Below are 14008 nucleotides of genomic sequence, written 5' to 3'. Positions count from 1 at the left end.
CCGCCGTATACTTTTGCAAGTACGTTAGTGATTGCTGCAGTTAGTGTAGTTTTACCGTGGTCAACGTGGCCGATTGTACCAACGTTTACGTGCGGTTTTACGCGTTCAAACTTTTCTTTTGCCATCTTAAAAAATTCCTAATAAAGAAATTAAAGCCTGACTCACTATTGAGCCAGACAAGCTAAAATTATATAACAGCGCGAGCTGAAATTATTGTATCTGCGACATTTTTAGAGGCTTCAGCGTACTTCACAAACTCCATAGAGTATGAGGCACGGCCCTGTGTTGCAGATCGTAAAGCAGTTGCATAACCAAACATTTCAGAAAGAGGAACTTGCGCATTAATTTGCTTAAGTCCACCTAATGCATCTTCCATGCCTTCGATTATGCCGCGGCGACGGTTTAAGTCGCCAACTACATCACCCATATTTGAATCAGGAGTGAGTACTTCAACCTTCATTACTGGCTCTAAAAGTACAGGGTTAGCTTCAAGCGCCCCGTTTTTCATTGCCAGTGAACCTGCTATTTTAAATGCCATTTCATTCGAATCTACATCATGGAATGAACCATCATATAAAGTCGCTTTAACGCCAAGTAATGGGTAGCCTGCCAGTACACCTTGAGACATTTGCTCTTGGATACCTTTGTCTACCGCAGGAACGAATTCTTTAGGAACTGAACCACCTACGGTTTCGTTAACGAACTCGTAAATTGGTGACTCATCATCCGTAATATCCATCGGTTCAAGTTTAATCCAAACGTGTCCATATTGGCCACGACCACCTGACTGACGTATAAACTTCCCTTCAACCTTAACAGTTGAACGAATAGCTTCTCGGTATGAGACCTGCGGCTTACCAACGTTACATTCAACACTGAATTCACGTTTCATACGGTCGACGATGATATCTAAGTGAAGTTCACCCATGCCAGAGATTATAACCTGGCCTGATTCTTCGTCAGTTTGTACGCGAAAAGAAGGATCTTCAGCAGCTAGTTTACCTAGTGCGATACCCATCTTATCTTGGTCAGCTATAGTGCGGGGCTCAACCGCAATAGAGATTACTGGTTCTGGGAATTCCATACGCTCAAGCGTAATAATAGAATTCGGATCACACAGTGTTTCACCTGTTGTTACGTCTTTAAGACCAATAGCTGCCGCGATGTCGCCTGCGAAAACTTCTTTGATCTCTTCACGAGAGTTTGAATGCATCTGTACGATACGGCCAAGTCGCTCACGCTTACTTTTTACTGGATTATATACCGTGTCACCCTGTTTAACAGTACCAGAGTAAACACGGAAAAAGGTCAAGGTTCCAACAAACGGGTCTGTTGCAATCTTAAATGCGAGTGCAGCAAACGGCGCTTTATCATTAGCTGGACGTTCTTCCTCAGTACCATTTTCTAAGATACCTTGGATTTGTTTCACTTGCTCTGGTGACGGCATATATTCAACAACGCCATCAAGCACAGCTTGAACGCCTTTGTTTTTAAATGCGCTACCACAAGTAACTGGAACAATCTCATTTGCTAATGTTCGTTGGCGTAAAGCATTTTTAATTTCTGCTTCACTTAACTCTTCACCTTCTAAGTATTTATCCATTAGTTCTTCTGTTGCTTCAGCAGCGCTTTCAACTAAATGAGCGCGCCATTCTTCAGCTAATTCCAGAAGTTCTGCCGGTATTGCCTCATAAGAGAAAGTCATACCCTGGTCCGCTTCGTTCCAGTTAATCACTTTCATTTTTATAAGGTCAATAACACCTTTAAAGTCGTCCTCAGCGCCTACAGGCAACTGAATTGGAACAGGCGTTGCTCCAAGACGAGATTTCACCTGGCTGACCACTGCTAAGAAGTCTGCGCCCGTGCGATCCATTTTATTTACGAAGATCATTCTCGGAACTTCGTATTTGTTCGCTTGACGCCAAACTGTCTCAGTTTGCGGCTGTACACCAGATGAAGCACAAAGAACAACTACCGCACCATCTAGTACGCGTAAAGAACGCTCTACTTCGATAGTGAAATCTACGTGTCCTGGAGTATCAATAATATTGATACGATGGGCGTCAAATTGAGCATCCATCCCTTTCCAAAAACACGTTGTTGCAGCAGAAGTGATTGTGATACCACGCTCTTGTTCCTGCTCCATCCAATCCATAGTTGCAGCGCCATCATGTACTTCACCGATCTTATGAGAAAGACCTGTGTAGAACAGAACACGTTCTGTTGTGGTGGTTTTGCCTGCATCTACGTGAGCAACAATACCTATATTACGATAGCGCTCAAGTGGAGTTGTACGTGCCATATGATCCTCTTAAAGGTTAAAGACAGATTACCAACGGTAATGAGCGAATGCTTTATTCGCTTCAGCCATACGGTGAACGTCTTCACGTTTCTTAACCGCAGTGCCTTTATTATCAGAAGCGTCAACGATTTCTTGAGCTAAACGTAAGCCCATAGATTTTTCGCCACGCTTACGTGCAGCGTCTACTAACCAACGCATACCTAATGCGTTACGACGAACTGGACGTACTTCAACTGGTACTTGATAAGTTGAACCACCAACACGGCGAGATTTAACCTCTACCTGTGGACGGATGTTATCAAGTGCAGTTTCAAAGATTTCTAGGTGCGACTTGCCTGATTTCTCAGCAGCCACGTCTAGCGCACCATAAACAATTTTTTCAGCAGTAGATTTCTTGCCGTCTAACATCACGATGTTAACGAATTTAGCAAGAAGTTCCGATCCGAACTTAGGATCTGGAAGAATTTTACGTTGACCGATTACGCGTCTTCTAGGCATTTTGTATCTCCGGTTTATTCAGGTTTGCTCTTTCGAGTCAATCACCCAAAACAATAATTATAAATATTTAGTGCTTGGCCTTACTAACGGAATACAATTACCCTTTAGGGCGTTTTGCACCGTATTTAGAACGAGCTTGACGACGATCGCTAACACCTGCACAGTCAAGTGCACCACGAACAGTGTGAAAACGCACACCTGGTAAATCTTTAACACGACCACCACGGATTAGGATTACACTATGCTCTTGAAGGTTATGACCTTCACCGCCAATGTATGAAGTTACTTCGAAACCGTTAGTTAAACGTACACGTGCTACTTTACGTAACGCCGAGTTTGGTTTCTTAGGTGTAGTTGTATATACGCGAGTACATACACCGCGCTTTTGCGGACACGCTTTTAGTGCAGCTGAGTTACTTTTCGTAACCTTGCTACGGCGTGGCTTACGCACTAGCTGGTTAATAGTTGCCATTTAAATAGCTCCTGAAATTAAAATTACTACTGAAAAAAATAAAAAAATCCGCCCTTTATTTACGAGCCTGCATTAAGCACACAAGTAAATGGGTGGCGGAATTTTAATGAGCAAAGTTTAACCTGTCAACCTAAACTAATCGTAAGACAGCATATAACTGCCTTACGTTCACTTAATCTATTGATTAAGAACAGTTTATTGATTTCCAGACAAATCAGCATTTAGAGCGTCTGTAAGTGCTTGAGTCGCCTCTTCTGCACTTACTGTTTGCTCTTCTACTACTACTTTGCTTTGTTTACGGCGAGCCATACGTTCTTGATGATACGCAAAACCGGTACCGGCTGGGATCAAACGACCCACAATTACGTTTTCTTTAAGACCGCGAAGCTCATCGCTCTTACCATTCACTGCCGCATCTGTAAGAACACGTGTTGTCTCTTGGAAAGACGCTGCAGAGATGAAAGATTCTGTTGCTAGTGATGCTTTTGTGATACCCATTAACTGGATTTCAAACTTAGCTGGTATCTTACCTTGTTTTTCAAGGTCACGGTTTGCGATATTAACGCGCGCCACTTCGATTTGTTCACCGGCTAAGAAGTCAGTATCACCGCCGTGCATAATGGTACATTTACGTAACATTTGACGGATAATTGTTTCAATGTGCTTGTCATTGATCTTAACGCCTTGCAAACGGTAAACCTCTTGCACTTCGTTAACGATATAGTTAGCAACATGAGTCACACCACGTAGGCGTAAGATGTCATGCGGTGATTCAGGACCATCGGCAATAACTTCACCTTTAGACACTTGCTCACCTTCAAACACGTTAAGTTGACGCCACTTAGGAATCATCTCTTCGTAATGATCACCTTCAGCTGGAGTAATAACTAAACGCTTCTTACCTTTAGTCTCTTTACCGAAGCTAATTGTACCAGTTACTTCAGCTAATATAGCTGGATCTTTTGGCTTACGAGCTTCAAATAAGTCGGCTACGCGTGGTAGACCACCCGTGATATCACGAGTTTTCGAACCTTCTTGCGGAATACGTGCTAACACGTCACCTGGGTTTGCTGTAACGCCGTCAATAACTTCAATCGTAGTGAATGAAGGAAGACGTGTTTCTTGCAGACCGCGCTCTTCACTTTCAATGATAAGCTTTGGTTCTTTCGTATTTACTTTAGCAAGATCTTTTACAACTACACGGGTTAAACCGGTTAGTTCATCAGTCTGTGCTTCAGTATTTGAATCATCGATATCGCTGAACGATACTTTTGACTTATGCTCAAGAACGATTGGGTGACTATGCGGGTCCCAAGTAGCGACGATGTCATTACCTTGAACTTCTGCATTGTCTTGCACTGTTAGTACCGCACCGTAAGGTACTTTATAACGCTCTTTCTCACGACCATGACTATCGATGATAGTAATTTCCGTAGAACGAGAGGTAATAACAATCTTACCGTCTGTGTTTAATACGTACTTAGAGTTATGAAGTTTTAATGTACCGTTAGTTTTAACTTGTACATTATTTTCTGCAGATGCTCTAGATGCCGCACCACCGATGTGGAAGGTACGCATTGTTAACTGTGTACCCGGCTCACCGATTGATTGAGCCGCGATAACACCCACTGATTCACCAGCGTTGATGATGTGACCACGTGCTAGGTCACGACCGTAACAGTTAGCACAAACACCAAAGTCATTATCACATGTGATAACAGAACGTACGCGAACTTCATCTACTGAGTGCTCTTCTAAAAGGTCACACAGTTTTTCGTCAAGCATAACATTACGTTCAACAAGTACAGTATTAGTACCTGGAATTACAATATCTTCAGCAACAACACGACCTAGAACACGTTCGCGAAGTGCTTCTACAACATCACCACCTTCAATAAGCGGTTTCATTGTTAAGCCATCTTCTGTGCCACAGTCATCTTCATTGATTACCAAATCTTGTGCAACGTCTACTAGACGACGCGTTAGGTAACCCGAGTTTGCTGTTTTAAGTGCTGTATCGGCAAGACCTTTACGCGCACCATGCGTTGAGATGAAGTACTGAAGTACGTTTAGACCTTCACGGAAGTTAGCTGTGATTGGCGTCTCGATGATTGAACCATCTGGACGTGCCATTAGACCACGCATACCCGCCAACTGACGAATCTGTGCAGCACTACCACGAGCACCTGAGTCGGCCATCATAAACACTGAGTTAAATGACGGTTGCTCTACTTCTTCACCTTTTGCATTGATAACTGTATCTTTTGACAAGTTAGCCATCATCTCACGTGATAAGTTTTCGTTTACACGTGACCAGATATCGATAACTTTATTGTACTTTTCACCAGCCGTTACAAGACCTGATTGGAATTGTTGGTTGATTTCAGTCACTTCAGCTTCAGCTGATTCAATTATCTGTGCTTTAATCGGTGGGATAACTAAGTCATCAATACCGATAGAAACACCTGACTTCATTGCATAATGGAAACCGGTGTACATAACTTGGTCAGCAAAGATAACTGTATCTTTAAGACCTAGACGACGGTAACACTCATTCAATAAGCCAGAAATCTGCTTTTTACCTAGCGGCTGGTTGATTGACGCAAACGGCATGCCTTTAGGTAAAATTAGAGACAGAATTGCACGACCAACAGTTGTATCGATAACAGTCACAGTGTCTTCTACTATGCCGTCTTCGTTTTTAACTGATTGGCTAATACGTACTTTCACGATTGCGTGAAGGTCTGCATTGCCGCTGCGGTATGCTTTTTCTGCTTCTTTTGGATCTTTAAATATCGCGCCTTCGCCTTTAGCGTTAATGCGGTCACGAGTCATGTAATAAAGACCCAATACAACATCCTGTGAAGGAACGATGATTGGCTCACCATTCGCAGGAGATAGAATGTTGTTTGTTGACATCATTAAGGCACGAGCTTCAAGCTGTGCTTCGATTGTTAACGGTACGTGTACCGCCATTTGGTCACCATCGAAATCGGCGTTGTAGGCCGCACATACTAATGGATGCAAATGAATCGCTTTACCTTCGATAAGCACAGGTTCAAACGCTTGGATACCCAAACGGTGAAGTGTTGGTGCACGGTTAAGTAATACTGGATGTTCACGAATTACTTCGTCAAGTACATCCCATACTTCCGGAACTTCACGTTCAACCATCTTCTTAGCTGCTTTGATTGTCGTAGCCATGCCGCGACGCTCTAATTTGCCATAGATGAATGGTTTGAATAACTCTAGTGCCATCTTCTTAGGAAGACCACATTGGTGAAGCTTAAGTGTAGGACCTACTGTGATTACAGAACGGCCTGAATAATCTACACGCTTACCAAGTAAGTTCTGACGGAAACGACCTTGCTTACCCTTGATCATATCAGCAAGAGATTTAAGAGGACGTTTGTTAGAACCTGTAATTGCACGACCACGACGACCGTTATCAAGTAGCGCATCTACCGCTTCTTGTAACATACGTTTTTCGTTGCGTACAATAATGTCTGGTGCTGCTAAATCTAGTAGACGCTTAAGACGGTTATTACGGTTAATAACACGACGGTAAAGGTCGTTTAGATCAGATGTCGCAAAACGACCACCGTCTAATGGTACTAATGGACGTAGATCAGGTGGCAATACTGGAAGTACTGTCATGATCATCCACTCAGGGTTATTACCTGATTGGTGGAACGATTCCATTAACTTAAGACGTTTAGTGATTTTTTTACGCTTAGTTTCAGAGTTAATTGTTGGTAACTCTTCACGCATCTCAGCAATTAATTGAGCAAGATCAAGTTCACGAAGCAAGTCTAAAACTGCTTCAGCACCCATCTTCGCTTCAAATTCATCACCGTGCTCTTCTAGTGAATCTAAGTATTCTTCTTCACCTAATAGTTGACCACGCTCAAGCGTTGTCATACCAGGCTCAGTTACTACGAATGATTCGAAGTAAAGAACACGTTCAATATCACGAAGCGTCATATCTAGCATTAAGCCAATACGTGACGGTAATGATTTTAAAAACCATATATGTGCAACTGGGCTCGCAAGGTCGATATGACCCATACGATCGCGTCGCACTTTAGTGAGTGTTACTTCAACGCCACACTTTTCACAGATCACACCACGGTGTTTAAGGCGTTTATATTTACCACATAAACACTCATAATCTTTCACTGGGCCGAAAATACGGGCACAGAATAAGCCGTCGCGCTCAGGCTTGAAAGTACGGTAGTTAATAGTCTCAGGTTTCTTTACTTCACCGTATGACCATGAACGAACCATGTCTGGTGAAGCAAGACCAATGCGAATTGCATCGAATTCTTCGGTCTTATTTTGTTGCTTCAGAAACTTAAGTAAGTCTTTCACCTTAGCTCTCCTGTCGGAGTTAATCTTGAGGACGGATAGTCTCGTCCCTACATTCTATTCAGCCATAACAGATGCTGCAGCGTTAACTGCAGCATCTAATTGGCTTAATTTTCTTCCAACTCGATGTTGATACCCAGTGAGCGGATTTCTTTCAACAATACGTTGAACGATTCTGGCATACCTGGTTCCATTTTATGGTTACCATCAACGATGTTTTTATACATCTTAGTACGACCGTTCACGTCATCCGATTTCACTGTTAGCATTTCTTGTAGAGTGTAAGCAGCACCGTAAGCTTCAAGTGCCCATACTTCCATCTCACCAAAACGCTGGCCACCGAACTGTGCTTTACCACCCAGCGGCTGCTGAGTAACAAGGCTGTAAGAACCAGTAGAACGTGCGTGCATCTTATCGTCAACCAAGTGGTTAAGTTTAAGCATGTACATGTAACCAACAGTTACTTGACGTTCAAACTGATCGCCAGTACGGCCATCATAAAGTGTAACCTGACCACTTCGAGGATATCCACCAAGCTCAAGCATGTCTTTGATTTCGCTTTCTTTCGCGCCATCAAATGCAGGAGTAGCTATTGGTAAACCACCTTTTAAGTTTTCAGCTAGACGACGAATTTCGTCATCAGTGAAGCTAGCAATGTCTACAACTTGGCGAGATTCACCAATTTCGTAAGCTTGCTTGATGAATTCACGTAGCTCATGAAGCTCACGTTGTTCTTTCATCATCTCTTCAATACGTTCACCGATACCACGTGCAGCAAGACCCATATGTGTTTCAAGGATCTGACCGATGTTCATACGCGATGGTACACCTAGTGGATTCAATACGATATCTACCGTACGACCTTTGTCATCGTAAGGCATATCTTCTACTGGTACGATAGTCGAGATAACACCTTTGTTACCGTGACGACCCGCCATTTTATCACCCGGTTGGATACGACGTTTAACAGCTAGGTATACTTTAACAATCTTAAGTACGCCTGGTGCTAAATCATCACCTTGGGTAATTTTACGACGTTTGTTTTCAAACTTTTTATCGTATTCAGCTTTAAGCTCATCGTACTGTGCAGCTAGTTGCTCAAGCTCAGCTTGCTTGTCTTCTTCAGCAAGGCTTTGCGTAAGTACTTTTTCAGCATTAAGAGATGCAAGTTTTTCTTCATCAAAACCAGCAGCTATAAGTAGCTTGCGTGCACGGTCTAAAACGCCTGCTTCTAAAATACGGAACTCTTCGTTGAAGTCTTTCTTCGCTTCGCGAAGCTGCATATCTTCAACTTCTAACGCACGTTTATCTTTTTCAACACCATCACGGGTGAAAACTTGCACGTCAATTACAGTACCAGTTACAGAGTTTGGTACACGTAAAGAGCTGTCTTTAACGTCAGACGCTTTTTCGCCGAAGATAGCACGTAGTAGCTTCTCTTCAGGTGTAAGCTGTGTCTCGCCTTTAGGAGTCACTTTACCTACTAGGATATCGCCGCCTTTAACTTCAGCACCAATATATACAACGCCTGATTCATCAAGCTTGCCTAGCGCAGATTCACCCACATTCGGGATATCTGCAGTGATCTCTTCAGGACCTAATTTAGTATCACGGGCAACACACTGTAGTTCTTGAATATGGATAGTCGTTAGACGATCTTCTTCAACTACGCGCTCTGATAACAAGATTGAATCTTCGAAGTTGTAACCGTTCCATGGCATGAATGCCACGCGAAGGTTTTGACCAAGGGCTAAGTCACCTAAGTCAGTCGAAGGACCATCTGCTAACACGTCACCACGAGTAACCGGTTCGCCAACCATACAAGTTGGTTTTTGGTTAATACATGTATTTTGGTTAGAACGTGTGTATTTGGTTAAGTTGTAGATGTCGATGCCCGCTTCACCTGGGATGCGTTCTTCTTCATGTACATTTACAACGATGCGACTTGCGTCAGCATACATTACTTCACCACCACGTTTAGCAACGATAGTTACACCAGAGTCTTTCGCTAGTGTTAACTCAATACCAGTACCTACTAACGGTTTATCCGCTTTCAATGTTGGTACTGCTTGGCGTTGCATGTTTGAACCCATCAATGCACGGTTAGCATCATCGTGTTCTAGGAACGGGATAAGTGCTGCCGCTACAGAGATCACCTGTTGTGGTGATACATCCATATACTGCTGGTCCATGCGACCCATAAAGGTAGATTCACCTTTGTGACGACATGGAATAAGTTCATCAACAAACTCATTGGTTTCAGTTAAGTTTGAGTTCGCCTGTGCGATAACAAACTGACCTTCTTCAATGGCTGATAAGTAATCAACTTCATCAGTTACAACACCATCTACCACTTTGCGGTAAGGTGTTTCTAAGAAACCGTAGTCATTTGTACGTGCGTACGTAGACAACGAGTTAATTAGACCGATGTTTGGACCCTCAGGAGTCTCGATTGGACATACGCGACCATAGTGAGTTACGTGAACGTCACGTACTTCAAAGCCTGCGCGTTCACGAGTTAGACCGCCCGGACCTAATGCAGAGATACGACGTTTATGCGTAACTTCTGATAGTGGGTTATTTTGGTCCATAAACTGTGATAACTGAGACGAGCCGAAGAACTCTTTAACCGCTGCCGAAATAGGCTTAGCGTTAATAAGATCTTGTGGCATTATCGCGTCAAGGTCACCTAAGCTTAAACGCTCACGTACAGCACGTTCAACACGTACTAGACCAACACGGAATTGGTTCTCAGCCATTTCGCCAACACTACGTATACGACGGTTGCCTAAGTGATCGATATCATCAACATCGCCTTGACCGTTACGAATAGCAATTAATACTTTCATAACAGACACGATGTCTTCTTTGCTTAATGTGCCTGGGCCTGTGTCTGTATCGTAACCAACACGGCTATTGAACTTCATACGACCTACAGTAGATAAGTCATAACGCTCTTCAGAGAAGAACAAGTTCTGGAATAAGGCTTCAGCCGCGTCTTTCGTCGGTGGCTCGCCTGGGCGCATCATGCGGTAAATTTCTACTAGTGCTTCTAAACGGCTGCTTGAAGAGTCAATGTTCAATGTATTTGACATGTAAGCACCGCTGTCCACTTCATTGATATATAAAGTATCAATTTTAGTGTGACCGGCTTTAACCAATTCAGCCATTAGCTCTAGAGTTAGCTCGTCATTTGCATTTGCAATAACTTCACCAGTTGACTCATCAACATAGTTTTTAGCTACAATACGGCCAATGATGTACTCATGTGGTACTTCTAATTGCTTAATGCCTTTCTTCTCGATGCTCTTGATGTGGCGAGCCGTAACACGACGACCGCTTTCAACAAATACTTCACCGTCTTCGCTCTTGATATCAAAAGCGGCAGTTTCACCACGTAAACGCGAAGGTACAAGTTCCATAAGAACTTTACCATTCGTTACTTCAAACGTAGTGTTATCGAAGAACATATCTAGGATTTCTTCGCTAGAATACTCTAGTGCACGTAGGATGATAGACGCCGGTAATTTACGACGGCGGTCAATACGTACATATAAGTTATCTTTTGCATCAAATTCGAAGTCTAACCATGAACCACGGTAAGGTATAACGCGTGCGTTATATAATACTTTACCCGATGAATGGGTTTTACCGCGGTCGTTATCAAAGAATACACCAGGGCTACGGTGTAGCTGAGAAACGATAACACGCTCTGTACCATTGATTACAAAAGTACCGGTATCTGTCATGAGCGGAATTTCGCCCATGTAAACTTCTTGCTCTTTAATGTCTTTAACTGTGCCTGGTGCTTCTTTGTCCATAACAACAAGACGCAGTTTCACGCGAAGTGGAGCAGAATAAGTCACACCGCGAATTTGACATTCTTTTACATCGAAAACTGGCTCACCAATACGGTAACTTACGTATTGAAGCTCAGAATTTCCCGAGTAGCTTTTAATAGGGAACACAGAACGGAAGGCAGCTTCCAAACCATGATCGCCATCAGCGTCCGGCACTAAGAATTTTTTAAACGATTCTAACTGTGTAGACAGTAAAAAAGGTATATCCAAAACTTGTGGACGTTTACCAAAATCCTTACGGATACGTTTCTTTTCAGAATAAGAGTAAGCCATGGGGTTCCTCAGCTTGCTGATCTTTGACCCGACCTGTTCTTGTAAGAACAGACTTAACTGGCAGCTATGCCAAGATTTTACAACATTTAACTGTTGTTCTAATTAGATCCCACTTTAACACTAGCAAACTATAAAGCGTTGAAAGTAAAGAAAAAATCAGATTTTATTTGAACTAAAAGAGTGCATCACTCTATAGCGCAAAAAGGCCGGTGATTAAATAATCACCAGCCCTTGCCTGATTTCTCAGGCAGCGAACTTAGCAAAAGCTAAATTACTTAACCTCAACTTCAGCACCAGCTTCAGTAAGATCTTTTGCAAGTGCTTCAGCTTCTTCTTTAGATACACCTTCTTTAACAGGTGTAGGAGCAGCTTCAACAAGAGCTTTCGCTTCTTTAAGGCCTAGGCCAGTTGCGCTACGAACAGCTTTGATTGCAGAAACCTTGTTAGCGCCAGCGCCAGTAAGGATTACGTCAAATTCTGTTTTCTCTTCAGCAGCTTCAGCAGCTGGACCAGCTACCATTGCAGCTGCAGCAGTTACGCCGAATTTTTCTTCCATTGCTTCGATAAGAGCAACAACGTCCATTACTGACATTTCAGCAATTGCGTCAAGGATTTGGTCTTTAGATACAGACATTACAAATTTCCTAATAATTAACGGACATTAAGTCCAAATAAATTTTACACCGAAAGTGAGATTAAACAGCTTAAAATTAAGCAGCTTGCTCTTCTTTCTGTACACGTACTGCTTCAATTGTTTTACACAATTTGCCAGCAGACGCTTCTTTCATAGCACTCATTAAGCGTGCAACAGCTTCATCGTATGTAGGTAATGTAGCAAGCATTGCTGCATCAACAACATTTCCTTCAAAAGCGGCCGTTTTAAGCTCGAATTTCTCATTCTTTTTCGCGAAATCTGAAAAGATACGCGCAGCAGCACCTGGGTGCTCTGATGAGAAAGCGATTAAGCTTGGACCAACAAATGAATCAGAAAGACACTCAAAATCTGTTCCTTCAAGAGCACGTTTTGCTAAAGTGTTACGGACAACTTTCATCCAAACACCATTTGCACGAGCTTCTTTACGAAGGGCAGTGATTGCGCCAACTGTTACACCACGAGAATCTGCAACAACTGCAGATAGAGCACCATTGGCTGCTTCGTTGACTTCAGCAACTATTGCTTTTTTGCCTTGAAGATTTAAAGCCATGGGTGTTACTCCTGGTTTAATGGGGGTACCGATTATCGGATTCCCCTGTTCTACTCTTCCCTACCAAACAAGGTAGAGATGCTTTTTACGGCGAGAGCCAGAAGGATTAGGAAAAATCTATCTGGGGTCTACACCGTCTACGTAGGTGAATATTAAGGCCGAAGCCACCTACGGTCTTGGACGGAAGCCCAATTTATCGTTAACCCCGAAGGCTTAACGAAATTATGGACTTCAACCCGAATTCTTTACTTTGCAAATTAATAAATTAATCAACAAAATGGCGCGAAATTATAGTACAAATTTCACGCCATGTAAACACTCAATTAAGCAACAATAGTGCTTAAAGTGTTTTGGTCAACAGAAACACCTGCGCCCATTGTTGTAGAGATAGTTACTTTCTTCAAGTAAACACCTTTAGCTTGAGAAGGTTTAGCCTTCTTAAGCGCAACAATTAGAGCTTCAAGGTTTTGTTGTAACTGCTCTGCAGTGAAATCAACCTTACCAATAGTAGTATGGATGATGCCATTTTTGTCATTACGGTAACGTACTTGACCTGCTTTAGCATTTTTAACTGCTTCTGCAACGTTAGGCGTTACAGTACCAGTTTTAGGGTTTGGCATTAGACCACGTGGGCCTAAGATTTGACCTAGTTGACCAACAACACGCATAGCGTCTGGTGATGCAACAACAACGTCAAAGTTCATCTCGCCTTTTTTAACTAGTTCAGCAAGATCTTCCATACCTACTAATTCAGCACCGGCTTCTTTTGCAGCTTCTGCATTAGCGCCTTGTGTGAATACAGCAACACGAACGTCACGACCAGTACCGTTAGGTAGTACAGTAGCACCACGAACGTTTTGATCAGATTTACGAGCATCGATACCAAGGTTAACGGCAACGTCAACACTTTCTACGAATTTAGCTGTCGCTAACTCTTTTAAAAGAGCAACTGCTTCATTGATTTCGTAATCTTTAGTTACTTCCACTTTTTCGCGGATAGTACGCATACGTTTAGTTAATTTAGCCATTT

The 14008-nt window shown here is 42.7% G+C and carries 9 protein-coding genes; all 9 read right to left on the bottom strand.

What is annotated here, in order from left to right; genetic code table 11:
- A partial coding sequence (locus H5160_RS13870; protein ID WP_033023824.1) for a GTP-binding protein occupies window positions 1-125 on the bottom strand: 125 nt, incomplete at its 3' end.
- A 62-nt stretch (window positions 126-187) separates the two neighbouring features.
- A complete protein-coding gene (gene fusA / locus H5160_RS13865) occupies window positions 188-2302 on the bottom strand; it encodes an elongation factor G (protein ID WP_002958887.1) in 2115 nt (704 codons plus the stop codon).
- A gap of 27 nt (window positions 2303-2329) precedes the next feature.
- Window positions 2330-2800, bottom strand: coding sequence for a 30S ribosomal protein S7 (gene rpsG / locus H5160_RS13860; RefSeq protein ID WP_010555004.1), 471 nt, complete (start codon window positions 2798-2800; stop codon window positions 2330-2332).
- A gap of 97 nt (window positions 2801-2897) precedes the next feature.
- Window positions 2898-3272, bottom strand: a complete 375-nt coding sequence (gene rpsL / locus H5160_RS13855; RefSeq protein ID WP_002958885.1) for a 30S ribosomal protein S12 — start codon at window positions 3270-3272, stop codon at window positions 2898-2900.
- A gap of 195 nt (window positions 3273-3467) precedes the next feature.
- Window positions 3468-7643 (bottom strand): DNA-directed RNA polymerase subunit beta', encoded by a 4176-nt coding sequence (gene rpoC / locus H5160_RS13850; RefSeq protein ID WP_002958884.1) that lies wholly within the window; start codon window positions 7641-7643, stop codon window positions 3468-3470.
- A 104-nt stretch (window positions 7644-7747) separates the two neighbouring features.
- Window positions 7748-11773 (bottom strand): DNA-directed RNA polymerase subunit beta, encoded by a 4026-nt coding sequence (rpoB, locus tag H5160_RS13845; protein ID WP_024597281.1) that lies wholly within the window; start codon window positions 11771-11773, stop codon window positions 7748-7750.
- 271 nt (window positions 11774-12044) lie between these two features.
- Window positions 12045-12407 (bottom strand): 50S ribosomal protein L7/L12, encoded by a 363-nt coding sequence (gene rplL, locus H5160_RS13840; RefSeq protein WP_002958882.1) that lies wholly within the window; start codon window positions 12405-12407, stop codon window positions 12045-12047.
- A gap of 76 nt (window positions 12408-12483) precedes the next feature.
- A complete protein-coding gene (rplJ, locus tag H5160_RS13835; RefSeq protein WP_002958881.1) occupies window positions 12484-12978 on the bottom strand; it encodes a 50S ribosomal protein L10 in 495 nt (164 codons plus the stop codon).
- 323 nt (window positions 12979-13301) lie between these two features.
- Window positions 13302-14006 (bottom strand): 50S ribosomal protein L1, encoded by a 705-nt coding sequence (gene rplA / locus H5160_RS13830; RefSeq protein WP_002958880.1) that lies wholly within the window; start codon window positions 14004-14006, stop codon window positions 13302-13304.
- Window positions 14007-14008: the final 2 nt, after the last annotated feature.

Origin of the sequence: Pseudoalteromonas sp. SG43-4 (assembly GCF_014164325.1) — a bacterium.
In the GTDB taxonomy this organism is placed as follows: Bacteria; Pseudomonadota; Gammaproteobacteria; order Enterobacterales; family Alteromonadaceae; genus Pseudoalteromonas; species Pseudoalteromonas distincta.
The sequence above is the reverse complement of the archived record's forward strand: the minus strand, read 5'-3'. Positions and strand labels throughout refer to the sequence as shown.